Here is a 25,306-nt window from a genome sequence, read left to right on the forward strand (position 1 = left end):
ATCATGAATCTCGGCTACAAATCACCGCTCTACCTATTGCCGTTCGATCATCGCCAATCCTATGTGACCGGCATGTTCCAGTTCAAGCCGCCGCTGAACCAGCACAAGACGGTAGCGGGCAGCAAGCAACTCATCTACGATGGCTTCAGGGAAGCCGTCGACGATGGGGTGCCGGCGTCTTGCGCCGGCATTCTGGTTGATGAAGAATTCGGCGCCGGCATTCTTCGCGATGCGATACGCAGTGGCTACGTCACCGCGGTCTCGGTCGAGAAGAGCGGTTCGGACGAGTTCGAGTTCGAATATGGCGAGGCGTTTGCGGAGCACATCGATGCCTTCAGACCGACCTTCGCGAAAGTGCTGGTGCGCTATAACCCGGATGGCGATGCCGCGCTCAATTTGCGGCAGACAGCCCGCCTGAGACAGCTGACCGACTACTGCCGGAAGGCTGCGCAACGCTTCATGTTCGAGTTGCTGGTACCGGCCACGAAGGTACAGTTGGAGCAGGTCCAGGTGGACAAGGATGCCTACGATCGGCGAACTCGCCCTGCCCTGATGCGCCAGGCCATCCGTACCCTGCAGGATGCGGGCATCGAGCCCGATGTCTGGAAGATCGAGGGACTCGATCGCCGCGAAGATTGCGAACAACTGGTCGAAACCGTGCGGCGTGACGGACGGGGTGACGTCGGCTGCATCGTGCTGGGGCGCGGCGCCGACGAGCCGCGCGTGGTGGCATGGCTCGAAACCGCGGCGCGGGTGCCGGGGCTGATCGGCTTCGCGGTCGGACGGACCACCTTCTGGGACGCGATCGCCGACTACGAATCAAAGAAGATGACGAGGCAGGCCGCCGTTTCCCGCATCGCCCAATGCTATGGCGAATGGGTGGCAATCTTCGAACGGGCGCGCACGTCCCGCCCTGGCGCGGCGCCCGGACTCTCGGAAACCACGGCACCAAGGACAGTGCCATGAAGATAAGTCTCCTGGCCGGCAAACCAGCTCCAAGGGCAATCCTGGTGAATGTTCCAAGGCTCGTCACGGCCTACTACACGGATGCGCCCGATCCTTCGGTGGCTGAGCAATGCGTGATATTCGGCACGTCCGGCCATCGAGGATCGTCCCTGGAAAGGAGCTTTAACGAATGGCATGTGCTCGCCATCAGCCAGGCCATCTGTGAGTACCGCGCCGGGCAAGGTATCAACGGCCCGCTATTCCTCGGCATCGACACGCACGCGCTGTCGACCCCCGCCTGCGCCAGCGCGGTCGAAATTCTGGCCGCCAACGGCGTGGACATCATGCTTGCCGAGCACGACGAATACACACCCACGCCTGCGATCTCGCTCGCCATCCTCGCGCATAACCGTGGACGCACCGCCGGCTTCGCCGATGGGATTGTCGTCACGCCTTCGCACAATCCGCCGGACAATGGGGGATTCAAGTACAACCCGCCCAACGGCGGGCCGGCCGATACGGCCGTGACCAGCTGGATCGAAACCAGGGCCAACGCGTTTCTAAAAGACGGGCTCACAGGTATCAGAAGGGTGCCCTTCGAGAAGGCACTGAGCCTGGCCACGACACATCGGTACGACTATCTCAACGCCTACATGAGCGAAATCGGGCAGATGATTGACATGGCCGCGATTCGTGAATCCGGCATCCGTCTCGGTGTGGACCCGCTCGGCGGCGCCGGCGTTCACTACTGGAAATCCATTGGCGAGCGTTACCGCCTACGCCTGACCGTGATCAGTGACGAAGTCGATCCTACGTTCCGCTTCATGACGGTCGACTGGGATGGCCGCATCCGCATGGATCCGTCGTCGCCCTACGCCATGCAGCGCCTCATCGACCTGAAGAGCCGTTACGACATTGCCTTTGCGTGCGACACCGACCACGATCGGCACGGTATCGTCACCCAGAGTGTGGGATTGCTGCCCTCCGATCACTATCTCGCGGTTGCCATCGACTATCTCTTCCAGCACCGCGCAAAGTGGTCCGGGGAGGCCGGCGTGGGAAAGACCGTCGTCAGCAGCCAGATGATCGACCGTGTGTCCGCGCGGCTCGGCCGTAGGCTGTACGAGGTGCCGGTTGGCTTTAAATGGTTCGCCGATGGCCTAGGCACCGGAACCCTGGGTTTTTGCGGAGAAGAAAGTGCGGGCGCATCCTTCCTGCGTCTTGACGGTTCGGTCTGGACGACGGACAAGGACGGTCTTGCGCCGGCTTTGCTAGCGGCCGAAATCACGGCGCGCATCGGCCTCGATCCGGGCGAGATTTATCGCAAGCTGACGCATGAACTCGGCGACCCGGTTACCACCCGGATCGAGGCGCCCGCCACGCTGGCGCAACGAAAAGTGCTGTTGGAGCTCTCGCCACAACAGGTGAAATGCACGGACCTCGCGGGCGAGAAGATTCAAACCATCCTTACCAGGGCACCTGGCAACGATGCCCCGATCGGTGGCATCAAGGTCATCGCCGAAAGCGGCTGGTTCGCCGCGCGGCCGTCAGGCACGGAAGATATCTACAAGATCTACGCCGAGAGCTTGCATGGCGAGGATCATCTGCGCCGGATCGCAACGGAGGCGCAGGCGATTGTCGATGCCGTGCTTGGAACCTGAGAAGGCCGCCAGTGCTCACACAGCCTCTGCTACGGGCGGAGCAGCAAAGCCGCCCGCCTGCAAACGTTCTCGACGGTAAAACCGAATTCGCGCATCACGATCTCGCCCGCGGCCGATGCACCGAAGCGGTCTACCGCCAGCACATCGCCGCGGTCGCCGACAAAGCGGTGCCAGCCTTGCGAGACGCCTGCTTCGACCGCCAACCGTGCAGCGACCTCAGGGGGAAATACCGCCTCACGGTACGCCTTCGGCTGGGCATCGAACAGTTCCCAACTTGGCATCGAGACAATACGTGCCTGGATGTTCTCCCGCGCCAGTTTGATCTGTGCAGCGACGATCAGCGAGACTTCCGAGCCGCTGGCTATCAGGATCAATTCCGGATTGCCGTTCGGGGCGTCGGCCAGGATGTAAGCGCCTCGCTGCAAGCCGTCGGCGGCGGCGAATTGCGTACGGTCCAGGGTGGGAACGTCCTGCCGCGTGAGCACCAGTGCCACCGGCCGGTCGCAAGTTGCCAGCGCGACGCGCCAGGCGATGGCGGCTTCGTTGGCATCCGCAGGACGAATCACGACTAGGCGTGGCAACGCGCGCAAGCTGGCAAGCTGCTCCACTGGCTGATGCGTGGAGCCGTCCTCGCCCAACGCGATGCTGTCGTGGGTGAAGACGTAGATAACGTGCAGGCCCATCAGCGCGGCAAGGCGAATCGCGGGGCGCATGTAGTCGGAGAAAATCAGGAAGGTCGCGCCGAAAGGCACCATTGCGCCGTGCGCCGCCATGCCGTTCATGATCGCGCCCATGGCATGCTCTCGCACGCCAAAATGCAGATTGCGGCCGGCGCGGCTCCAGCCCCCGCCGTTGGAACCCTGTCTGTCAGCTGCGCTAATGTTGGTTGGCTCAAAGTCCCCCAACCCTTTCAGCGCGGTATAGGTCGACGGGTCCAGATCCGCCGAGCCGCCGATCAGCGCGGGAAACAGCGGAGCGATGGCGTTCATGACCTTCCCCGATGCGGCGCGCGTGGCCATGCCTTTGCTGCCCGCGGGAAATTGCGGGATCGCCGCCTCCCATCCGGAAGAGTCCCCAGTGACTCCGCCACGCATGCGTTGTCCTAGCTCCACCGCAAGATCAGGGAATTGCTTTTCGTAGGCGGAGAATTTTTGGCGCCATTCCCCTTCGGCCTGCTCTCCCTCCTCGCTCGCCTCAAGAAAATGCGTGCGCGCCGGTTCGGGGATGTGGAACGGCGGATCCACCGGCCAGCCGAGGTTTTGCTTGGTCAATCGGACCTCTTCCACGCCGAGCGGCGAACCGTGCGCTTCGAACGTGTCTTGCTTGTTGGGCGACCCATAACCGAGATGCGTCCGCACCAGGATTAGAGACGGTCGCCTGGTCTCGGCGCGGGCGGCATGCAGTGCCTGCTCGATGGATGGCAGGTCGTTGCCGTCTTTAACCAAGTGGGTATGCCAGCCATATGCCTCGAAGCGCTGCGCAGTGTCCTCGGTAAAGGTGATACCCGTGCTTGCGGAAAGCGTGACGCCATTGTCGTCGTACAGGTAGATCAGCTTGCCCAAATGCAGATGCCCAGCCAGTGAGGCGGCTTCGGACGCGATGCCTTCCATCAGGTCGCCATCGCTCACGATGCCGTAGGTAAAGTGGTTGATGATCTCGAAGCCATCGCGGTTGTAGCGAGCGGCCAGATTCGCTTCCGCCATCGCCATGCCCACGCCGTTGCCAAATCCTTGACCGAGCGGTCCGGTTGTCACTTCGACACCCGGCGTCAGGCCACGCTCCGGGTGGCCCGGCGTGATGCTGCCCCACTGCCGGAATTGCCGAAGCTGTTCGAGCGGCAGATCATATCCTGCGAGGTGGAGAAAGCTGTATAGCAGCGCCGAGCCGTGGCCTGCGGATAGCACGAAACGGTCCCGGTCGAACCAAAGCGGATTGGCCGGATGATGCTTGAGAAAGCGGGTCCATAGCACATAGGCCATCGGCGCCGCACCCAACGGCATGCCGGGATGGCCGCTGTTGGCGTTCTGCACGGCGTCGACGGACAGGAAACGAAGCGTGTTGACGCAAAGGTCATCCAGTGCGGCCGTCGGGAGGTCGGTAGAGCGCATTGAGTTCAATCTGGAGCCTCTGGATCCTGACGGAATGCCGCGCCAATCTCTCGCGGCGCAGCAGAAAAACATTCCCGATTGTTCAGCGCAGAGAGCATTCTCCCGCTTGCACAAGATTAGTGCGTCCAGTACGCCATTTCAAGGCCCGCGCCGTTGCCACCAAATCCCGGATTGGGATGGCGGCGTCCAGCATCGGATCGACCAATCGCGACCAGCGCATCTATCTGCGCAACGAGGAACGGACGGCCTCGTCGATCTGGGTTCGGAAATCGATACATAGATGCAAACCATGGTCAACGCGGATTGAGCCCGGCATCACACCATGCGGCGCGCAAGCATGGTTCTGATCTAGGCTATCGCATAGGCGGGGTTCAAGTTCTTCGGACAAATGTCTGTGCAGTTCAGAATGCTGCGACAGCGAAAGAGACGGTACGCCTCAAGACTATCGAGCCGCTCGGCGGTGGCCGTGTCGCGTGAGTCGACGATAAATCGGTAAGCCTGCAACAGGCCAGTTGGCCCGACATATTTGTCAGGAGAATAGACCAGAGAGCATGAAAACCGTCACCCCGCCGAAGGTGTCGCCCCCAATCGCCGCCGTAGTCCCGCGAAATCAACCAATCCGAACGCCTTCCGCGACGATGGACACGGACTCACCACATCGTCGCAACAACAGACCGCCTTCACTTTGCGAATAGAATGGGGCTGTGTGAGCCGCTCATCCCCCACATTGAGTTGAGTCTAGTGCCCTCCACGCCGGTGCACGGCCAGCCAGCCCTTGAGCGCGGCGATCACCAGCGGCACCGCGCCGAAGACGATGAATACCAGGTCGCCGGGGAGACGCAACCATTCGATCAGGTGCGAACGGGGGCTACCGGTGTAGGCGAAACTGCGTGCATGCCAGTAACCTTGCTCGATCACATCCCAAACCTGCAGTACCCCGCCCGGAAACAGGCTAAGTGCGACCATCAGCAGCAGTCCTATGTTGGTGCCCCAGAAGGCGACACGCACATACTTTTCGATCTCTTTCCAGTGTATGTCGTCACTGGTCTCGCGCAGTACGAATACCAAAAGCGCGATCGCCAGCATGCCGAACACGCCCATCAGCGCTGCATGGGCATGATTCGGTGTGAGGATGGTACCTACCTCGTAGTAACTAACGATTGGAAGGTTGATCAGGAAACCAAAGACACCAGCGCCGAGGAAGTTCCAGAAGCCCACTGCCATGAGGAACCCAAACGTCCACTTGTGCGGAATCGCGATTGGCCTTCCGTACTCGTCGCACACGCCGCGGGTGGTGCGTACGAAATCCCATGCGTCAAGCGTCAGTAGCGTCAACGGCACCACTTCCAAGGCAGAGAACATCGCCGACGCGGCCATGTTGATGTTGGTCTGACCGGTGAAGTACCAGTGGTGGCCGGTGCCAATCAGACCGCCGAGGAAATACAGGATCGCGTCCAGATAGATCACGCGCAGCGCGGTGTTGCGCTGGGTCAGCCCGAGTTGGAAGAGCACCAGCGCCACCACTGTAGTGGCGAAAAATTCGAAGAACCCCTCGACCCACAGGTGAATGATCCAGAAGCGCCAGGTGTCGACCACCGTGAAATTGGTATGCGCGCCGTAGAACAGCGCCGGCACGTAGAACACCGGAATCGCTAGCGCCGCCAGCAGGAACACTTTCGCCAGCGGCTTTGCCGCCGGATTGGCGATCTGACGCGGGTCAGTCACCCAGAGCAGCAGGGCGAACCAAGTGAAGAGACCGAGTATCAGAAGGATTTGCCAGAAGCGGCCGATCTCGAGGTACTCCCAGCCCTGATCCCCGAACCAGAACCACCAGCGCCCAAGCAAACCAGACATGCCCGCCCATTCGCCAAGCAGGCTCGCCCCGATCACCACGGCGAATGCGGCAAACAGTAGGTGCACCCAGCCAGCAAAACCTTTCGGCTCATCGGCGCGTAGCGAGCGGCCGAGGAATAGTGCCGCGGCGACGTAGGCGGTGGCGATCCAGAAGATGGCCGTCTGCAGATGCCAGGTGCGCATCAGGTTGCTGGGAAAAACTTCGGCCAGGCGGAAGCCGTAGAAGCTGCCGGGATCGGCGCGATAGTGTGCCGTCGTGCCACCTACCAGGGCCTGCATCGGAAGCAGCACAGCCACCACCACGAAGTACTTCACCAGTGCGCGCTGCCCCGGGCTGGCGTGCCCCGGCAGCCGTTGCGAGCGCACCTGCCTTCCGGGGCTCACCCAGCCCAGATAGTCGAACTTACCGAACACCAGCAACACCGTGGCGATGCCGCCCAGCAGCGCAATCAGGCTAAGTGCACTCCACAGCAGCGCACCGCCGGTGGGCGATTCCCGACGCTGGGATCGGATGGGAAGTTGTTGGTATAGGAGTAGCCGGCGCCGGGGCGATCGGCCACGGAAGCCCATGCCGCCCAGCTGACGAAGGCAGTGAACTGCTTCAACTCCTGCGGATTCGTGATGAGGTCAGGTGCCAGGCCCCCGTTCGTTTCAGGGTGTTGGAAATAGTCGGTCCAGCGATGGATCTGCTGGCGATATGCCTGCGCCTCCGCTAGTGTCAGTGTGAGTGCGCCGGTGGCAGCGTTGTAGCGGTTGGTCTTCAGCGTCAACGCAACTTCCGCCCGGATCGCGGCCTGTTGAAGCGGCGTGACTGCAGCCACCGGTTGGCCATACTGCTGCATGGCCAACGCGGTGGCCGTGTCGTCCCCGATACGATGCAGCGCCTCGGCCGAATAGTCCGGGCCGAGATAGGCTCCATGGCCCCAGATCGAGCCGTTGTCCATCAGACCGTATTTCAGAAATACAGCCTGACCGGCGCGAATATCGTCGCCGCTGAACACGCTGACACCGCTCGCGTCGAGCACCTGGGCCGGGATCGGTGGTGCATTGCGGTAGGCCAGAGTGGTGATGGTCAGCAGTGCGGCAAAACCCAGCACTATCACGATCAGCACGCTGCGCACCCACCAAGGCGATAATGCCGGCTCGGCGGATTCGGTGGTTCCGACAACGGTGCTCATCTATCCCTCTGTGCGCATCAGTGACGCCAGCCCGCAGTTGGCGTGCATCGACTTTTTCCCTATAGGGTCAGGTCACCGCCGATCCCGCATCGGGAATCGATACCGGCCCAGTTGTCACACCCCATTCTAAACATGACGACATAAGTATTGCAGCATGTATGATTGCGTGGTTACTCTAATGGAGAGGCAGCCATGCGCAGACTCGAGATTGCAGACGCACAGATCATGCAGTTGGCGATTCGACAGGAGATCGAGCGAAGCGAGGAGTCGCGGTATGACCACCGCCTGCACGGGGTGCTGCTGGTCAGCATCGGTTACTCGTGCACTGAAGTGGGCCAGATGTTCGGTCAAGCGGCCACGACAGTTCAGCGATGGGTCCGACGTTTCGAGCGGGGCGGTTTCGACGGATTGCGGGAAGGTGAACGGCCCGGTCGCCCGCGTGCGTTGAATGACTCGCAATGGCGTCGCATCGAGGCGGATCTGCGCAAGACACCACGCGACTTCGGATTTGAAGCGGGCCTGTGGGATGGGCCCGTTCTATCGGAGCACTTGCGTCAGCGCTATGGCATCAAGCTGGGCGTGCGGCAGTGCCAGAGGCTGTTTCGCCAGATGGGTTTCCGGCTGCGCAAGCCGCGCCCGCAGGTCGCCCAGTCTGATCCTGTTCGCGTTGCGGCGGTAAAAAAACTGCGGCGACTGGCAAAGCGCGACGACATTGAGTTATGGAGCCTGGACGAATGCCATTTCCAGCAACACGGATCGCGCTGTCGCATGTGGGTGGCCCCGGAAATCCGCGATCCGGTGTTGATGCATGCGCCGACGCGAAAGTCGGTGGCATGTTTTGGCGCCGTCAGTCTGAGCACGGGTCGCTTCGTCTGGCAGGTATGCCCTGTCTTCAACGCAGAAACGTTTGCATCCTTTCTTCGCCAACTACTGCGCCATCGACGTCGCGGCAAGCGCATCGTCGTGGTCCTGGACAACGCCAAGTACCACCATGCCGTTCTGCTCAAACCGTTACTGCACAAATACAGGCGGCACATGACGTTGTTGTTCCTGCCACCATACAGCCCGCAACTGGCGCCTATCGAACGCGTATGGAAACTGACACGGCGCCTGGGGTTACATAACCGGTACTTCGCCACCCTCGTAGAAGTTCTCTCGGCAGTCGACGCCTGCTTCCAGCAATGGAAGAGACCAAACGAGGTACTACGACGACTATGCTGCATTATTTAAGACGTTGTGTTTAGTCAGTATCCGCAATAACTTAACAGACCACGCGCCGACATTGGGTCGGGTGCCAGTAGATAGGTATCGTAGCGGGCAAAGGCGAACAATTCCGCCTATATTCCAATGAGATCTCGCGTGGCTGGAGTTGGACATGCTGGCGCCAGGTCTGCAAAAAATCAGCCGAAGTTGCGATCTGCACGGTGCACCGGATTGTTCGCGACTGGGCATCCGAGACGCGAATGCACTACTCCCAGTCCATCGTATTGACCGTAGGCCATTCGACGCGCTCCCTTGGAGAATTCATTCTGTTGCTTGCGGCGCATTCAGTGACGCAGCTTATCGACGTGCGTACTGTGCCTCGCTCTCGCCGAAACCCTCAGTTCAATCGTGACACCGTCGGGCTTGCACTTGAAAGCATCGGCATCCGCTACGAGCATGCCGCCGGACTAGGAGGCTTTCGACGCACTCACCTGGGGTCCCAGAATATGGGATGGCGAAATGCATCCTTTCGTGGTTTCGCCGACTATATGCAGACTGCCGAATTCGAGGAGAGTCTGGCGGACCTCATCGAGCGAACCAAGCGGGAGCGAATTGTGCTGATGTGCGCGGAGGCTGTGCCATGGCGTTGTCATCGTTCACTGATCGCCGATGCACTGGTTGTCCACGGAATTTGCGCCATGGAGATTGTCAACAGAACACGTTTACAAATGCACACACTCACACCTTTTGCCAAGGTGGACGGCTCACTCATCACTTATCCGCAACAAGAATCGTCACCCGAGCAACTGAGCAAAACCTTAGTGCCAAAAGACCATCATGACAGCTAACTTCAAGGTAGGTGATCACGTGACATGGAACTCGGAAGGAGGGCGCGTGAGCGGAATGATCATCAAGGTGCACACAAAAAATGTCGATTACAAGGGATACACGCACCATGCGAGCATCGATGACCCACAGTATGAGATCAAGAGTGACAAGACAGACCACATCGCGATGCACAAGGGCGCTGTGCTAGCGAAGAAAGGCGACTGAGGCATCGCAGTCCGGCAAGCTGGGCTATGGTCGAGACACCCAAGGCCTGGTGGCCGACAAAAGCATTGCCGGATGACTGGTCCGCATAGCCCCGGCCTGCGTGCTAGCCGATGGAGATCAGGACGCGCTGACCAAGATCAGCTCAGATGAAGATCAGGCAGCAGGCGTATTTGGCTGCCGCTGGCGTCTGGGCCTGTAAGTGCATTGCAGCAAAATTTGTCACCCACGGCACAGCAGCCTGCCATTGTGTGTTTCTCGCTCGTGACGCCGCTTCAGCAAATTTGTTCGTCAAGGCATTTCCTGGTGTGGCCCGCTTCGCCCCGGCATGTAAATTGTCTTCGCCTAGCCTATATTCTATGTGCTGCCGTAGCGCCTTTAGGGATAGCCCAACGCTTCTGCGGGTGCCGCTAAATCCACGCACGGGATCAGCACCAAGCCCACTGCCATGCGGGGCAAGAATGCGTGGCTAAGTCCTTGCTGAGGAGCAGAACAATGAAAAACACCTCCATAACTCTTGGTGCCATCTTGGCCCTCGCCGCAATCGGAGCTGCGGCCCAATCACCCAACGATGCGCAGATCGCAGCGATCGTCGTAACTGCAAACCAAGTCGACATTGACGCGGGAAAAATTGCAGAGAAGAGCGGTCACTCCCGCGATGTAAAGGCTTTCGGAAAACAGATGGTCACCGACCATACTGGTGTGAATAAACAGGCCGTGGCACTGGTCAAGAAGTTAAAGGTCACTCCCGAAAAAATCCAACGAGTGAGAGCTTGCAGTCTGGCGGCGACGAGAACATACAGACCCTGAAGGGACTCAAGGGCGCGAGTTTCGACAAGGCATATATTGATCACGAAGTGACGTATCACGAACAAGTGATTGATGCACTCGACAAGACGCTCATTCCCAACGCGCAGAACGGTGAGCTAAAGGCGCTGCTGGTTGCTGTGCGCCCCGCGTTTGTGGGGCACCTGGAGCATGCGAAGCAGATCCAATCCTCGCTAGCCAAGTAATTCTCTGCACGAGCATGACGTCCATGCGCCAACTACCGACACGACCCGATGGGCGGCAGCGAAGACACCTGCTCGCGGTTGCACTGGTCCTTGCGTGGGGCTTGCTCTGCGTTGGTCCCAGCGCAATCGCGGCCGAGAAGACAGCAAGACACACGGTGGTGATCCAGGGCGCGAAGTTTGAGCCCGAGGCCATCCGCGTCAAGCGAGGCGATACGATTATGTGGGTCAACAAAGATCCGTATCCCCATACCGTCACCGCACCAGGGGTGTTCGACTCGCGCAGCATCGTTGCTGGCGGGTCGTGGCGATATATTGCGCACAAAGCAGGCGAGTTCCCCTATGCCTGCACGCTGCACCCGAATATGAAGGGTATGCTCAAAGTCGAATAGTCGGCTATATCGAGCGTGCGACTCCGGGTGGTTGTGTCTTCTGGCTACAAGCGTGTCCGCTGGTAAGTGTCAGCGGAACCCGTGTGGCGAGTACCGGGCGGTGATGAGAAGGCAACGACTTCACGGTAGGCGGGAGTGAGGCGATGGTCGGTACTAGCGGACGAGCAGGGGCAAGGTATTGCCGACACAATGAGGCCTTCTGGGAGACCTTGCCAAAGCGAGGGCTAAGTGGCGACGCGATGAATGCATTCACCAGCGATGGAGGGATGCCATCGTTCGAAGTGCGACCGGAACTGTTCATTAAGCAAGGCGGTCCGGATTTGCAGAAGCGCATGCGCTTGCAGTGGGAATCATCCGTACAAAGCGCTTGCTGAGCACCAGGTTGACGACCGACTCGACGAAGCCGGAGGCAATCGGCTCGCCATGGCGATAGCGATCACCGTAGTTCACGATGAAGCGCTGGTTGTTCTCCAGGTAGACGATGAATTCCTCGAGCTTGGCAAGGAGCTTCGCCTCCTCGGGACTGGCCTCGGCATGAGATCCCAGCCGAGCCTTTCCAGCCGTTGCAATGCTGGATAGGGCCAGCCGTGCCAGAGGTGCCCCTTGGCCCCTCGCAGCGCCTTGATCAAGGTCGCGTTGCTCGGGCCTTCGCCGTGTGCTAGCCGGCCCTTGATCATCTGTTCAAGGTTCTGCAGCGCTCGGCTTCCGAGAGAGCAGGTGGCGTGTTCAGCAAGGTGCAATCAGCAAGCGTACCGGGCAGGCCTCAGACGGCGCCGCGCTGGATTGGTTTGCCGGTGTTTAATGCGAGCGAAACGGCTTTATCAACTGAAGCGCGAGGCGTTGGAGGCGATACCTCGCGTCGGGCGTGGGCGACACCGACGCGCAGCCGTATGCGCAGGTCGTGCAGCCCACTGGATCAGTCAGCGGCAGAAGAGCGACGCGAACTCGCGTCTTCCGATAGGCACTCCCAACTGATAAACGAGACCGCGCCAAAAAGCACGAATCCGACAAGGCAAATCAACGCATCAACCGGGTCGATTCCCTCGTGGGAGGTCACTCTGAAGAGCTGCCACCCGACCAAGCCAATCCAGATCACCGCCGCCAAAGCGCTAATGACACCAAGGCTCAAGCAGAGCCTGGAAACCATCGTGCGCCATGGCAGGTGGAGCGAAGCGGTGATCGTATTCATGGAATACTCCTTGCCCTATGTAACGAGCAGCTTGTCCGCTGGCGTGGATGGCCCGGTGGTAGTTGTAATTGGCGTACCGAAGAGGCACTTCTGTTCTCCTCAGATACCTACCTGTGAGGAATTCGCCTGCTTCAGGAGTGGTCGCCAGTGTTCGATGCGCGTGGCGAATTCTCTAAAGGCGAATCCGACCATAACGGACCGGATAGCGATGACGAGCTCTCCACCTTGGACGACGGCCTTACCTCAATCCCAAATAGCCAAGCAAGAACATAACAATAACCACAGCTCCGACAAGCCAGACGATGTTCATGACGCTCTCCTTAAATTTCCCACTAGCTTAAGCAGTTGTGCGATGCGTGGGTCACGGGCCCACTCACGAAACGTGCAGCGAGAGCTAGCGCTCCGTCACAACAAAGACCTGCGGCGCTACTAGTTACGGGATGTGCGACGATACATGCCTTGTGTGCGCTTTCCTAGAACATCGCTGGTGCGCGCAGGGTGTAGTAGAACCCTCTCACATGCCACACGGGTGTGTCTGTACGGTAGTAGTCAAAACGCCCTTCACCCGATGCGTCAAGTCGCTGTTCCTGTCCCCTCGGGATGATCAAGTCACTTAGGCCGGCCGCAGCACGCGCTATGAAAACTGAGACTTTGCAGATCCAACTCGACACGCGATATCCGAATGATGAACTACGGGATCGGGGACGGGAATGATGCTTCAGTCGTGTTCAGCGGCCGCTTGCTCATACTAAACACGGGCGTCTGCGTCCGGTCCGGACAGGTCCAGCGGTTTCGGGTGGTGTCCTCAATGCAATTGAGTGACAACCTGTCGCACAAATGATGGTGTAGGAGTAGCCGACGCCGGGGCGCGGGCTTGGCCCCGCACTGCGCCCGCCCCGGCTGCTCACGCCTTCCCGCTGGCCCCTTCGCAGGGCGGCGCGAGTTAATGCCGATCTTGCCCTTCTGAATACTGAAGGACTGCATCCTCGCCCTAACTTTCCAGACTCGCTCGCGCGCCACTTGGATGAGCATGGCCGCATCGCAGTGCGGTGGCACGACCAGATCGAAGGACAGGGGAAGAGCCGCGTAACAGCTGCGCAGCTCTCTTGTGGATGCCCGAAGGTCCAAGGATTACGTGCCAGTCACGTAGACTAAAGCCGTCAGGTCCGCGCCGATTACGTTGGTCTGGATCGTCGGACTCAGGCACAACTCCTTTACCAGCCAAGACTTGCCGGCGGCGTCCGGCAGGCGAATGACCACACCAATAGCGAGGTGAGGGATGGGCGCGTCTGCGGTCAACTCAGCCACGAGAACAGGAGCGCCGGCGGGCGTGGCGTTGGTTACATCAATGAAGGTGTATTTGAAAGCCATAGGATCTCCAAGGTATTGTCTGTTGCCGCACCAGAGCCACGACGTTTCATCTTGAAACAGCTGCTTCTTGGTGAATGGCTGGAGAAATTGCTTCGTTTGGGCGGCTCCGGTTTGGCGAGACAGAAACGATCACTGGCCACAACCCGGCGCGCAAAGTTTGCGACACTTTGAAAGCACCGTCGGCACTGGAAACTAACTCCACCATTATTTTGGTCCCCACTTGGTACGATACCGGCCGTGGGCGCGGTGCTCGCCTACCCAGTGTCCGTGCTCGCCTCATTTAGCCCTTCGGCCACTCGCTCGGAGCATGACCACTATTTCATTAGGTAAATCACAATGACAATCACCGCGATTGCCGCGAGGGTAACGAGAACGAAGGGAAGCATCGGCTTGTCCAACAACTGAGTTCTTCAGTCTCGTTTACACCACACGCAAATGCTATCGGGCACGCACTGATTTCATACCGGATTCGTCCTACAAGTCTCGGTCTATGCGGGGCGGCATGGCGGCAGGCCGGATAGCGAGCCTGTCGCATCTGGGCTGATCTGGACTTCGGTACCTAGGCCGCACGTATTGAGTTGGGATCCCGACCGTGCACGTCGAGATGATGCCGGTCGGCTGCCCTTTGAGCTCTGACCGAGCCGCCGACGAATCCGTGCCCGGGTCCCCGCCCAGGCGTGCGCTCGTCGAACGTAAGTTGCCTCCACTGGGCAGACCATTGAACCTAACAATCGCGACGACGATCCTTGCGGCGATATGGTGCGTCTGCGGAGGAACGGCCGGCGCGGATGGCGCGGCATCACCGCTTTGCCGGGTCTAGAAATTTGCCGGCGGCAGCGTGTATGCGAGCTTTACCGAGTGTTCGGCAGCCCGACGACCCCTTTGACTGTTTCGATACCGCAATCAGGCACCGCACGCGGGATGCGCCTCTGCCGCAAAGTCCTCGCAGATGTGACGCGTGACACCTTTTACCTGGCGAAATCAAACGCATTCACTAGGGCGCGACTCGGGACGCCAAGGTGCGCCTCTGTCAGGATTATCGGAGCCACTGAGGTGAACATATCGTTCCCGGTATTCGCTCGGAAGCGTCCGCTATCAGAGCGGCAGAGTGTGATGATTGAGAAACTCCAATTTTGATTCGCCTACGCACAGTGAGCGATGGGCTGGATGCTTCGCGGGACAAAAAACTGCAACGCTGTGGTGTCTCGACGGAAGCTGTTGCCACGGTACGTCTCTGTTCAGATCTCGTTGATATCCAATGCTGGTGGCTTTATATCTGGGCCAGGCGCCGCACCATATTGTTGGCTTCGAGGGCTATCATGTGTCACCACGTTTACTGGCCGACGACTAAATGCCTCCCACTCCGGTCGACGCTGCAGCGCCATTTCATATCGTCCTGAACGTAGGGTCCGGCAGCAACGATGCTGCCGCCACGCGCAGCACGATCGAGACCATCTTGGCCCGCGCTAAGCGCGAGCACCACGTGCGCATGATCGAGCGGCCCGAGAAGCTAGACCAAGTCGCACGGCAGACCGTCGATGAAGCACGCTCTCGCGGCGGCGTGGTGGTCGCGGCCGGCGGTGACGGCACGATCCGCACGGTCGCGCAGGCGACACTCGGAAGCGGTTGCCTGTTCGGCGTGCTGCCACAAGGTACCTTCAACTATTTCGGCCGGACCCATGGTATCCCGGCCGACACGGCTGATGCGACGCAACTCCTGCTGTCGGCACATGCGTATCCTGTACAAGTCGGGCTGGTCAACGATCGCGTATTCTTGGTCAATGCGAGCCTTGGACTCTACCCGGAACTGCTCGAGGACCGCGAGGCCTACAAGCGAATATTCGGCCGCAGCCGAATCGTGGCGGTACTGTCGGCACTGGTCACGCTGCTGCAAGAACATCGGTCGTTGCGGTTGCTAATTGAGCACGATGGAGACACACGCCCGATGCGCACGCCGACGCTGTTCGTCGGCAACAACCGGCTTCAACTCGAGCGGATCGGCATTCCGCAAGCGTCGGAGCCGGAACATGGCTTGCTCGTCGCGTTGACGATGCGACCGGTCGGCATGCTGACACAGTATTGGCTGATAGTGCGCGGTGCGCTCGGCAAGCTTGGCACTTCCGACGACGTGATCAGTTTTTCCTTCCGGCGGATCACGGTCACGCCCTCAACGCGCCGTCGAGCGCGCGGCATGAAGGTCGCGACCGACGGCGAAATCGTCTGGCTCCAACCGCCCTTCGAATTCCGGGTCGCAGCTGAGCCGCTCTATCTGTTGAAACCCGAGCCCTGCGGCGCACCGTCGCCTTCTAACCGCTCATGACCTTGCTACTTCAGATTTCCGATCCCCACTTCGGCACTGAACTGCCAGACGTCGTTGAGGCGCTGGTGCGCCTCGTGCACGACGCCGCGCCGGAACTGGTTGTGCTATCCGGCGACATTACGCAACGCGCGCGACGCAAGCAGTTTCTCGCCGCGCGCGCGTTCGTCGACCGGCTCCACGTCGCCGCAACGCTGATAATCCCGGGCAACCACGATATTCCGCTGTTCAATCTAGGCTCGCGTTTGTTCCGCCCGTATGCGAACTACCGCCAGGCATTCGGCGATGAGCTCGAGCCGATATTCGAATCGGACCAATGGCTAGTCATCACGCTGAACACCACACGCTTCTATCGCCACAAGAACGGCGAGGTATCCGCCGAACAAGTCGAGCGCGTTGCGGCGCGTCTCGAACAGGCTGCCGAGACGCAGTTGCGCGTGGTGGTCACGCACCAGCCGGTCGCGGTGACCAGTGTGCACGACAAGACGAATCTGCTGCACGGTTGCGCGGCGGCAGTGCGCCGCTGGTCGCAGGCCGGCGCGGACTTGATCCTTGGCGGCCACATCCACTTGCCTTTCGTCACCGCGCTGCACGAGCGCTTTGCTACGCTGCCCCGCAAGGTCTGGGCCGTGCAGGCCGGTACGGCGGTGTCGTCGCGCGTGCGCTTCGAAGCTGGCAATTCTGTCAACCTAATTCGCGGCGTGTCGTCGGCCAATCGACGGCGCAGCGCGTTGGTAGAACGCTGGGACTACGTCGACGGGCAGCACCGCTTCCAGCGCGTTGACGTTATCGAATTGCACTTCGATGCGTCGCTCGAACGCAGACTGAGGGATGGCACTAACAGTGCGAGGTGAACTGGGCATTCGTGCGACCGGGATGACGGCCGGCCGGTCGCGAGCGGTGCTGGAAAGCCCCGGTAACGCTTCCGTCGACGACTATAGCACTCCACATTATCCAGGTCCGACGATCAACTTGTGCTGCATGCAGCTCAAATGTAAGCGCCCGGTGAAGCCATCTTGACAAGGTTATGCAGCGAGGGCGGCCACGGTCCAACGATGAGAAGGAGTCGGCGATGTCGTTGGTCTTCTGGGTCTGCAGGCGCTTGAGCACGTCCTTGAGGTAGGCATACGGATCGCGCCGTTGAGCTTGGCCGAAGTTGCCACGCGTATGCCAAGTTGAGCATAATAGCTGGCTATTCTGTTCTGCTCGCGGTGCAGCGTGCCGCCGCCATCATGAGCTTGATCCTGTTTCCTTATCTTCCGCTCCGCTGATCTTCGTCAGCGCGTCCTGATCCCCCTCGGATACTCTCACGTCGGCTCTTGGTTCATCGTAAGTCAGCATTATTTCCGTGGCAGGGTGCGGGCCGCTTGTCGGCGCCGGCGAAGAGTATTGGCTTCTTGGCGCCTAGCGGTGTAAGTGCGCTGAAGCAGACTTTGTCACCCACGGCACTGCCATAGTGTGTCTCTCGCTCGTGATGCCGCTTCAGCTAATTTGTTCGTCAAGACACTTCCTGGTGTGGCCCACTTGGCACCGGCATGTAAATTGTCGTCACCTAGCCTATATTCAATATGCTGCCGTAGCGCCCTTTAGGGACAGCCAACGCTCTTGCGGGTACCCCGAGCAGCAACAGCCCCACCACCATGCAGGCGCTGCGAGTGCGTGGCTAACTCATCGCTGAGGAGCAGAACAATGAAAAACATCTCCGTAATTCTTGGAGCTATTTTGGCCCTCGCCGCAGTTGGAGCCGCGGCCCAAACACCCAACGACGCGCAGATTGCGGCGATCGTTGTAACCGCAAACCAAGTCGACATTGACGCGGGGAAAATTGCGGAGAAGGACGGTCACTCTCGCGAAGTAAAGGCTTTCGGAAAACAGATGGTCACTGACCATACTGGTGTGAACAAACAGGCTGTGGCTCTGGTCAAGAAACTAAAGGTCACTCCGGAAAAGAATCCAACGAGTGAGAGCTTGCAGTCTGGCGGCGACGAGAACATAAAGACCCTGAAGGGACTCAAGGGCGCGAGTTTCGACCAGGCATATATTGATCACGAAGTGACGTATCATGAGCAAGTGATTGAGGCACTCGACAAGACGCTCATTCCCAATGCCCAGAACGGTGAGCTAAAGGCGCTACTGGTTGCTGTGCGTCCAGCGTTTGTGGGGCACCTGGAGCATGCGAAGAAGATCCAATCATCGCTCGGCAAGTAACTCTCTGCATGACCGATGACGTCCATGCACCAACTACCTACACGACACGATGGACAAGAGCTAAAGCACCTGCTGGCGGTTGCACTGGTCTTTGCCTGGAGCTTGCTCTGCGGTGGTCACAGCGCAATCGTGGCCGAGAAGACGTAAGCGTCAGCGGAACCCGTCCTTAAGCGACTTGACGTTTTCCGCTAGTAGTGAGTGACGGCTGCAGGTCGACGACTTTGCGCAGAAGCCCGAAGGAGACGCGCCAATGGCTGTCATTCGGGTCGCATTGGACGGATGCGGGTCTTCTGGTTGACGCGCACAATGATGCCGATGCACTCGTTCAGGTGCTGATCCGTGAAGGCGACGGTATCCCCCACCATGAAGTCAGCCCGCTGCGCTCGAGGTGGTGGCGGTGAGGCGTGCGGTGGCTCTTGAGCCGAGGCGGTGGTGCGACAATGACGGCGGCATAGGGTAAAGCCCAGCGTCGGCGCGTAGCGGTGTCCTCGATCACGGCCGGTGTTTGCCGCAACTCGAGGATACGGCCCTGCCGCAGCGGCTGCATGAGATCGTCGGCGACGTAGTTGACGGTCATGCCGATATGCAGATGCCGGCGGTTCTCCAGGATACGCTTCGAGGAGAACTGCGCACGGAGGACGCCGTTCGGTGCGCGGCGACCCGTTTGCAGGCTTCATCCACAGTCCGTCCACAGTCCGGTGAGTCGCGCCGCAACATCCAGGACGACTGCCCCTACTCACTGCCTCCAGACTCCAGACTATTGCGCCAAGACGCGATGAGGGGATCCAACTCGCGAAGATCCGCGGGCATGACGAGGTAATGGTTGAAGCCCGCTTCACGAGACCGAACCAGATGCTCCGTACGTTTGCAAGGATCGACCTGGCGGTCGAAGCGGTGCCGGATGCGACCATAGACGCACGCAACACCGGAAGTCGAATCAACTTCGAGGAGAACCAGGGTATTTGCATTACTAGGACGGTCCCCTAAAAGGCCGGCTATAGACGATTGGCGCCGGGGACCGACGATGGCTGCGCGCGGCCCGCCGCTGTTGCGGTCGAGTTCATTTGCGTTCATGGTTTGACTTCAGGGATAGGATGGTAGGTGGGGAAATGCGTCGGGCGTTGGCCCGCGCTTCTTGTCAGTGCGCGCGGGTTTTGTCCTTGCGTTGCGCGGCGGGCTTGGCGCCCGCGGACTGGTGTTCACTGCTAGCCGCGAGCTTCCAGTCGGTCACATCGCGTCTGGTGCTGACTTGCTTGTCCGCGTACATGGCGGCGCCGGGTGAGATCGGGTCGCGAGCCGGGAATGTCATCTCCAGCGATTCGTCCACGGCCTCCTGGTAGGTGTAACTTTCCTCGGCTGGGGGGACTAACGCGCGGGCACTGGTCCCCGACTTGCGGTGCGAGGTCCTGACCTTGTGCATGATGGCTCCTGTGTCGGTGTGATTCGACCGGTCATCGTCGGCGGCGAACGCCTGCAAGGTGCTACGCTGCCTTGCAGGCGATAAGACTCGCCGGGTGCTTGCCGACCCATCACGACTTGTGGATGACCAGATGATTTTCTACCGATTTCACGCCGGTGACACCGTGGACAACGTCGGCTGCCATCTGCCTTTCTGCCGCGGACGGAACGCTGCCGGTCAGCCGAACCACGCCTTCGCGGGTGCGCACGTGGACGTGCATCGAACTCAGATTCTTTTGCTCGAGCAGGCTGGCCTTGACCTTGGTCGTGATGGCCGTGTCGCTCATGCCTTCACCAACCGTCCCATGCGTGGGATTGGGGTTCATGGGCGACGCCGCAGGGGCGTCCGCCGCGCCTTGGCTAAGCGGAGCATAGAAGCTCGCCGCGAGCATGATGCATGCGGAGCCGGAGGCGAATTTGGTGAGCGGGATGGATTTCATTCGAACTACCTCGATTCGGATCGAATCAGTGATTGCAGACGCGGAGTGCTCCGGTACGCGAACCGCCCTGAAAAAGGCGGCCGTCCGGCTTGGCATCACGAAAGAGTCTCTCCTTCATCACGCAGCCCCCGACAGAATAAGACTGACGCCAATTTGCCTTGAAGTCGGTACGATGGCGGACACGTATGAAATTCTTGCGCGTACTGGGAGATCGCTGACCGGTGTTCCCAACCGTCTTCGCATGATTCGGTTGACACGGTGGTTCCGGTAACGGTGCTCATCCCCCTGAGCGCATCAGTGACGCCAGGCTGCTCTTGGCGTGCATCGGCTATCCCATTAGGGTCAGGTCACCCCGATCCCGCTTCGGGAGTTGATCCGGCCGAGTTATCCGCAATAACCCGACAGACCGTGCGCCCGCGTTGTGTCGGGTGCCGGGAGATAGGCATTGACATGGGCGAAGGCGAACAATGCGACCTATAGTCCAGTGAGTTCTCGCGTGCTTGGACATGCTGTCGCCAGGTCTGCAAGAATCATCCCGGTTTGCGATCCGCACAGGGCATCGGCTTGTTCGCGACTGGAAACCCGAGATGTGGATGCCATACTCCCGTTCCATCGTATTGACCGTAGGCCATTCGACGCGCTCCCTTGGAGAATTTATTCTGTTGCTTGTGGGTCATTCGGTAACACAGCTTATTGACGTGCGCACCGTGCCTCGCTCTCGCCACAACCCTCAGTTCAACCCCGACACCCTCCGGCCAGCGCTTGAGAGCGCCGGAATCCACTATGCGCATGTCGCCGGTCTGGGAGGCTTTCGACGCACGCATCCGGGGTCCCTCAATCTGGGATGGCGAAATGCGTCCTTCCGTGGTTTCGCCGACTATATGCAGACGGAGGAATTCGCGGACAATCTGGCGGACCTCATCGAGCGAGCCAAGCGGGATCGCATTGTGCTGATGTGCGCAGAAGCGGTGCCATGGCGCTGTCATCGCTCCCTGATCTCCGACGCACTGGTGCCCACGGTATTTGCGCGATGGAGATCATTGACGGAACGCGCCTACAAGTGCACCACCTTACACCTTTCGCCAGCGTGGACGGACCACTCATCACCTATCCGCGACAAGAATCGTCACATGTGCATTTGAGCAAGTGAAACATTAAAGCCAAAAGCCGTCATGACTGCAATTTTCAAAGTAGGCGATCACGTGACATGGAACTCGGAAGGGGGACATGTGAGCGGAAAGATCATCAAGGTGCACACAAAAAATGTCGATTACAAGGGATATACGCACCATGCAAGCATCGATGAACCGCAGTATGAGATCAAGAGTGACAAGACTGATCACATCGCTATGCACAAGGGCGCGGCACTAACGAAGAAAGGAGATTGAGACATTGTGATCCGGTGAGCCATGCCTGGGTCCAAAAAGCCAAACGCGCAACTCACCGGCGATCGTCTCCGCCGGCTCGCCGTTCGGCGCACGCATCGTCCGGTCTGCCCATCATGGCTGCCGCGACAACGAACTCGCAATCCGCGCCGACTAGATCCCCGTCGTGCCGAGTCAATGGCAGGACACGTTGAGCGCGTCGTCGATGCGGCCATAATCTTGAAGTATCCCGTCTCGGCGTCGCGCACCGCGCCATCGCCGGAAAAGTGCAGCTTGCCGCTGACTCCGTCCTGGAAGTTGCTCGTCTTATGGCGCTCAGGAGCGTCCCAGATGGTGCACAGCATCGCGGGTCAATGACGCGACGCTTGAGGTCCAGCGCCCTCCTCTTGCCAGCAGGCACGTCCTGTCCGGCTTCGTCGACGATTGCCGCCATGCCCGGCAACGGCAACGTACACGAACCCGGTACAAGTGGCGTATCGCCAGACAGCGGCGAGATCTGGCCGCCTGTTCCGGTCTGCCGCCAGATATCAACAATAGGGCAGCGCGAGCCATCCATGCCCACCCGAAACCAGTAGGCTTCAAGCGCAATCTGCTTCGGCATCCTCAAAAAGTCCAGATAGACACGATCCTAGGGAAGTCACTAATTGGGTAACCCTCTCTACAATTGCAATCTCATGGCCATTGGTTGGCACGACCGACAAAGAAGCCAGACCCAGGCCTGCGGGATCGAATTGCCTATCTTTTATCTTTGAGCCTCAACATTAGACATGCGAATGGCTGCCTCACCGGCTGCGAAGGTGGTCGTCAACGAGGCGATTTGGCAATGGAAACAGCGATGAGACGCCGTCAGAAGCGCGCGCGGGCAATCCTACGAGGTCGGTCGCGTGTCGTTGCGTGGCGTTGGCCACTGGAATTTCTGGGACTTGCGATTCAGGCCATCGCGAAACGCAAGTCCGGTAAATTCCATGCGCAGCCACTGCGTGACCAGACCGGCCGTGACGGGCTGATTCATGCGCCATGGTGCGACCGCGTTCATCGGGAAGGTCTCGACAAGCACCAGACTCAGCAGTTGGTTCAAAGTCCAGGCCATCGAGCGAATTTGCATCCACAACTCCAGCACGGTGCGCGATTGCTGCCAGAGATTGCTCACGCCGAACCAGCGCTTGAGATTGTGAAACAGCGGTTCTATGCCCCAGCGGCGCGCGTACAACTGCACGATCTCCTGGGCGCTCAAGTCCGTTTCGCTCGCGAGCAGCAGACGGGGCTTGGTCCAGGCCTGTTTCTTCGCATCGAAGAACTGGCACCAGACGGCACGCACCAACGCGCCCTTGAGGAAGCGCGCGCGAGCCTCGGCAGAGCGCAGGCGAACCTGCTGGTCTTTGCCATAGAGCGGCATGCGCAGTTCGATCGCGGGCAGTGCTTCGATGGCCTCGGCGTTCAGGCGCTCGCCATAGATGCGCTTGCGACCACGTCTGGGTGTGGTTGGCGGTGGCGGCACGAGAAACAGCGCGGTGTCGATGCGCGCCTGTCCAATCACGTGCATTTGTCTGCGCAGCAAAGGCAATACCAGGCGGGCGCGCATGAACCACGAATCGAACAGTACGCGCACCGGCTTGTTGGCCACGCCCGCCAGAGAGCGGACCAGCACCAGCGCGATTTTCAGCTTGTTGCGGTTGCCGGTGTTTGGCACCAGCCGCGAGAGAATTGGCAGCACCAGGTTGACCCCGCCGTTGCCCAGCGCGCTCACGCCCAGCGTAACCCAGCACTGGGCCCGTATGAATTGCGGCCGATTGATCTTGCGGCTGTGGTCGTGGCGATACGCGCAACCGGGCGCCTGCTCCGAGGAGCGCGGCACCAGCGTATCGTCGATGACCAGTGTCAGCACATCGCATGGCAGCACTGTGAGCACCAGCAAGAACAATTGGCGGGCCAAACGCACGGTGCGCAAGCTGCCGCGCCCGAGAAGCTTGTAGTAGGTCGTCCAGTGCCTGCGTCGCGCGATGGCGCTGATAGCGCGCGTCACCCAGCCTTCTGGCGAAACCATACAGCCGCACAGCAGCTCGACAAAGCTCCCGCGAGAGCGAATTGGCACGGCCAGAAGCAGAAGGTTGATCCATTCGGACAGACACAGTCGTACACGGTTGGACAAAGACATGGGCAATCGCAAGAGGACCGAAAACGATCCTCATTGGCCGCCGCGCTGCTTGCGCTAAAACCCGCGCAAGCAGCGCGGCGGCCACACGATCATTGCCCCATGTCAAGCATTTTTCGATTTCTTGAATCCGTTTCCAACCCGCTCGTTGAGCGGGCCTGAATGTCTAAAGTTGAGTCTTTGAGCCCAATATGTGGAAACATGCAACGGTGTCGATTCTGACTTTGCTCGCGACCTCAATCGGGCGGTTGACTGAGGCCGGGGCGGAATCACCTAAGGTCATCGAAAACTCCCTCGGGATGAAGTTCATCTTGGTCCCGTCTGGGGAATTCATGATGGGTAGCAACGAGTCGCCAGAAGAACTTGCCAAGGCATTTCCGCAATATGAGCGTGACCGGTTGCTGGGAATTGGCGACGAAGCACCGGTGCACAAGGTTCGCATCACTCGGTCGTTTTACCTGGGGCAATACGAAGTCACGGTGGGCCAATTCAAGCGGTTTTTGGAAGCATCTGGCTACACGCCCGAATCGGAAGCTGATGGCACGGGCGGCTACGGCTACAACCCCACATACGACCCCGAGAAATCGGATCGGCGCGATGCCTTTGAGGGGAGGAGTCCAAAGTATTCATGGCGCAACCCTGGTTTTCCCCAGGGTGACGATCATCCGGTTGTGAATGTCACCTGGAACGATGCTGTAGCGATGACAAAATGGCTCAGCGAGAAGGACGGGAAGACATATCGCCTCCCAACCGAAGCCGAATGGGAATATGCCTGCCGTGCCGGCACCAGGACACGCTATTACAGTGGAAACGATCCGCAATCGCTTCTGAAGGTTGCAAATACGTTCGATGCTGATACCCAAGAGAACTGGCCGAAGTGGAAGAACTATGCGACACAGGGCCACGATGGCTTCCAGTTCACCGCGCCGGTGGGCAGCTTCGCACCAAACGCACTGGGCCTGTATGACATGCATGGCAACGCGTGGGAATGGGTGGCGGACTGGTACGACGAAAACTACTACGCAAGAGCGTCCATTGAAGACCCCCAAGGTCCTGCGTCCGGTGACGTGCGCGTGCGTCGCGGTGGATCGTGGCACACTTGGCCGTTCTACGCCAGGTCGTCGTATCGCAACTGGAACACGCCGCAGACGCGCTACGCACTGGTCGGTATGCGCCTTTTAAGGGAAACCGATGCGGATACGCGATAACCTGCCGATACCTCGACCAGTAGGCAGTGAGAAAAAAGGGCCTTCGTCGCTTTCTGCGAGTGACGGGCGACGTCGCTCTTGTGGCCTGGGACTTGTTCGAAGATTCCGGCGGACCGTTGCACCGTGCCTGTAGAGCGGGCCCTGGTGTTGTACATGAGGCATGGCCGGGATTCGTAA

23 protein-coding genes and 4 pseudogenes are annotated in these 25,306 nt (G+C 59.7%); 13 read left to right on the top strand and 14 right to left on the bottom strand.

The window, feature by feature from the left end; translation table 11 throughout:
* The first annotated feature begins 3 nt into the window (after positions 1-3).
* Both OMK73_RS09465 and pgm read left to right on the top strand, forming a co-directional pair.
* Positions 4-966 carry a 2-deoxy-5-keto-D-gluconate 6-phosphate aldolase domain-containing protein gene (locus OMK73_RS09465; RefSeq protein WP_267601774.1) on the top strand — a complete coding sequence of 321 codons (963 nt, stop codon included), beginning with the start codon at positions 4-6 and terminating at the stop codon, positions 964-966.
* A complete protein-coding gene (gene pgm, locus OMK73_RS09470; protein ID WP_267601776.1) occupies positions 963-2,606 on the top strand; it encodes a phosphoglucomutase (alpha-D-glucose-1,6-bisphosphate-dependent) in 1,644 nt (547 codons plus the stop codon). The genes OMK73_RS09465 and pgm overlap by 4 nt, the downstream gene beginning before the upstream one ends.
* Before the next feature lie 29 nt (positions 2,607-2,635).
* On the opposite strand, the gene tkt is transcribed toward pgm, so the two are convergent.
* The 4 genes and pseudogenes from tkt to OMK73_RS09490 form a co-directional block, all read right to left on the bottom strand.
* Positions 2,636-4,714, bottom strand: coding sequence for a transketolase (gene tkt / locus OMK73_RS09475; protein WP_267602078.1), 2,079 nt, complete (start codon positions 4,712-4,714; stop codon positions 2,636-2,638).
* 348 nt (positions 4,715-5,062) lie between these two features.
* Positions 5,063-5,254 (bottom strand): annotated as a pseudogene (gene sdhB / locus OMK73_RS09480) (succinate dehydrogenase iron-sulfur subunit); the annotation flags it as partial.
* Between the two features lie 198 nt (positions 5,255-5,452).
* Positions 5,453-6,991 carry a cbb3-type cytochrome c oxidase subunit I gene (locus tag OMK73_RS09485; RefSeq protein ID WP_267601777.1) on the bottom strand — a complete coding sequence of 513 codons (1,539 nt, stop codon included), beginning with the start codon at positions 6,989-6,991 and terminating at the stop codon, positions 5,453-5,455.
* A 26-nt stretch (positions 6,992-7,017) separates the two neighbouring features.
* On the bottom strand, positions 7,018-7,746 hold the full coding sequence (locus tag OMK73_RS09490) for a hypothetical protein (protein ID WP_267601779.1): 729 nt from the start codon (positions 7,744-7,746) through the stop codon (positions 7,018-7,020).
* A gap of 192 nt (positions 7,747-7,938) precedes the next feature.
* On the opposite strand from OMK73_RS09490, the gene OMK73_RS09495 reads away from it, so the two are divergent.
* The 3 genes from OMK73_RS09495 (at position 7,939) to OMK73_RS09505 (ending at position 10,002) form a co-directional block, all read left to right on the top strand.
* A complete protein-coding gene (locus OMK73_RS09495; RefSeq protein ID WP_267601780.1) occupies positions 7,939-8,976 on the top strand; it encodes an IS630 family transposase in 1,038 nt (345 codons plus the stop codon).
* 233 nt (positions 8,977-9,209) lie between these two features.
* Positions 9,210-9,797, top strand: coding sequence for a DUF488 family protein (locus OMK73_RS09500; protein ID WP_267601781.1), 588 nt, complete (start codon positions 9,210-9,212; stop codon positions 9,795-9,797).
* On the top strand, positions 9,787-10,002 hold the full coding sequence (locus tag OMK73_RS09505; RefSeq protein WP_267601783.1) for a DUF2945 domain-containing protein: 216 nt from the start codon (positions 9,787-9,789) through the stop codon (positions 10,000-10,002). Before OMK73_RS09500 ends, OMK73_RS09505 begins: the two co-directional genes overlap by 11 nt.
* Before the next feature lie 142 nt (positions 10,003-10,144).
* On the opposite strand, the gene OMK73_RS09510 is transcribed toward OMK73_RS09505, so the two are convergent.
* On the bottom strand, positions 10,145-10,294 hold the full coding sequence (locus OMK73_RS09510; protein WP_267601784.1) for a hypothetical protein: 150 nt from the start codon (positions 10,292-10,294) through the stop codon (positions 10,145-10,147).
* Between the two features lie 200 nt (positions 10,295-10,494).
* On the opposite strand from OMK73_RS09510, the pseudogene OMK73_RS09515 reads away from it, so the two are divergent.
* Both OMK73_RS09515 and OMK73_RS09520 read left to right on the top strand, forming a co-directional pair.
* Positions 10,495-11,012 (top strand): annotated as a pseudogene (locus OMK73_RS09515) (DUF4142 domain-containing protein).
* 23 nt (positions 11,013-11,035) lie between these two features.
* A complete protein-coding gene (locus OMK73_RS09520; protein ID WP_267601785.1) occupies positions 11,036-11,401 on the top strand; it encodes a cupredoxin domain-containing protein in 366 nt (121 codons plus the stop codon).
* Between the two features lie 224 nt (positions 11,402-11,625).
* On the opposite strand, the pseudogene OMK73_RS09525 reads toward OMK73_RS09520, so the two are convergent.
* From OMK73_RS09525 to OMK73_RS09535, 3 genes and pseudogenes are all read right to left on the bottom strand, one after another.
* Positions 11,626-12,096 (bottom strand): annotated as a pseudogene (locus tag OMK73_RS09525) (ISKra4 family transposase); the annotation flags it as partial.
* A gap of 221 nt (positions 12,097-12,317) precedes the next feature.
* Positions 12,318-12,590: a hypothetical protein gene (locus tag OMK73_RS09530; protein ID WP_267601786.1), complete on the bottom strand. Its 273-nt coding sequence runs from the start codon at positions 12,588-12,590 to the stop codon at positions 12,318-12,320.
* A 1,131-nt stretch (positions 12,591-13,721) separates the two neighbouring features.
* Positions 13,722-13,961 (bottom strand): hypothetical protein, encoded by a 240-nt coding sequence (locus OMK73_RS09535; protein WP_267601787.1) that lies wholly within the window; start codon positions 13,959-13,961, stop codon positions 13,722-13,724.
* A gap of 1,351 nt (positions 13,962-15,312) precedes the next feature.
* Here OMK73_RS09535 and OMK73_RS09540 point away from each other — a divergent pair.
* The 3 genes from OMK73_RS09540 to OMK73_RS09550 all read left to right on the top strand — a co-directional run bounded on the left by OMK73_RS09540 (position 15,313) and on the right by OMK73_RS09550 (position 18,486).
* Entirely contained in the window at positions 15,313-16,281 is a 969-nt protein-coding gene (locus tag OMK73_RS09540) for a diacylglycerol/lipid kinase family protein (protein WP_267601788.1), read from the top strand.
* Positions 16,278-17,132 carry a metallophosphoesterase family protein gene (locus OMK73_RS09545; protein WP_267601790.1) on the top strand — a complete coding sequence of 285 codons (855 nt, stop codon included), beginning with the start codon at positions 16,278-16,280 and terminating at the stop codon, positions 17,130-17,132. Before OMK73_RS09540 ends, OMK73_RS09545 begins: the two co-directional genes overlap by 4 nt.
* A gap of 835 nt (positions 17,133-17,967) precedes the next feature.
* Complete coding sequence (locus tag OMK73_RS09550; protein ID WP_267601791.1) at positions 17,968-18,486, top strand: DUF4142 domain-containing protein; 519 nt, start codon at positions 17,968-17,970, stop codon at positions 18,484-18,486.
* Positions 18,487-18,811: 325 nt separating this feature from the next.
* On the opposite strand, the gene OMK73_RS09555 is transcribed toward OMK73_RS09550, so the two are convergent.
* The 4 genes from OMK73_RS09555 to OMK73_RS09570 form a co-directional block, all read right to left on the bottom strand.
* A complete protein-coding gene (locus OMK73_RS09555) occupies positions 18,812-19,063 on the bottom strand; it encodes a hypothetical protein (RefSeq protein WP_267601792.1) in 252 nt (83 codons plus the stop codon).
* A 155-nt stretch (positions 19,064-19,218) separates the two neighbouring features.
* Positions 19,219-19,560, bottom strand: a complete 342-nt coding sequence (locus OMK73_RS09560; RefSeq protein WP_267601793.1) for a hypothetical protein — start codon at positions 19,558-19,560, stop codon at positions 19,219-19,221.
* Between the two features lie 64 nt (positions 19,561-19,624).
* The gene (locus OMK73_RS09565) at positions 19,625-19,906 is read right to left on the bottom strand and encodes a hypothetical protein (protein WP_267601794.1); all 282 of its coding nucleotides are present in this window, start codon (positions 19,904-19,906) and stop codon (positions 19,625-19,627) included.
* A 109-nt stretch (positions 19,907-20,015) separates the two neighbouring features.
* A complete protein-coding gene (locus tag OMK73_RS09570) occupies positions 20,016-20,384 on the bottom strand; it encodes a BON domain-containing protein (protein ID WP_267601795.1) in 369 nt (122 codons plus the stop codon).
* A 593-nt stretch (positions 20,385-20,977) separates the two neighbouring features.
* On the opposite strand from OMK73_RS09570, the gene OMK73_RS09575 reads away from it, so the two are divergent.
* Together OMK73_RS09575 and OMK73_RS09580 are read left to right on the top strand one after the other, a co-directional pair.
* Positions 20,978-21,526, top strand: a complete 549-nt coding sequence (locus OMK73_RS09575) for a DUF488 family protein (protein ID WP_267601796.1) — start codon at positions 20,978-20,980, stop codon at positions 21,524-21,526.
* Between the two features lie 30 nt (positions 21,527-21,556).
* Positions 21,557-21,772 (top strand): DUF2945 domain-containing protein, encoded by a 216-nt coding sequence (locus OMK73_RS09580; RefSeq protein WP_267601797.1) that lies wholly within the window; start codon positions 21,557-21,559, stop codon positions 21,770-21,772.
* Between the two features lie 174 nt (positions 21,773-21,946).
* On the opposite strand, the pseudogene OMK73_RS38265 reads toward OMK73_RS09580, so the two are convergent.
* Positions 21,947-22,340, bottom strand: a pseudogene (locus tag OMK73_RS38265) (acetyl-coenzyme A synthetase); the annotation flags it as partial.
* Positions 22,341-22,637: 297 nt separating this feature from the next.
* Positions 22,638-23,924 carry a transposase gene (locus OMK73_RS09585; RefSeq protein WP_267600424.1) on the bottom strand — a complete coding sequence of 429 codons (1,287 nt, stop codon included), beginning with the start codon at positions 23,922-23,924 and terminating at the stop codon, positions 22,638-22,640.
* A gap of 206 nt (positions 23,925-24,130) precedes the next feature.
* On the opposite strand from OMK73_RS09585, the gene OMK73_RS09590 reads away from it, so the two are divergent.
* On the top strand, positions 24,131-25,129 hold the full coding sequence (locus OMK73_RS09590) for a formylglycine-generating enzyme family protein (RefSeq protein WP_420715493.1): 999 nt from the start codon (positions 24,131-24,133) through the stop codon (positions 25,127-25,129).
* Positions 25,130-25,306: the final 177 nt, after the last annotated feature.

It is taken from the genome of Cupriavidus sp. D39 (genome assembly GCF_026627925.1).
Lineage (GTDB): Bacteria > Pseudomonadota > Gammaproteobacteria > Burkholderiales > Burkholderiaceae > Cupriavidus > Cupriavidus ulmosensis.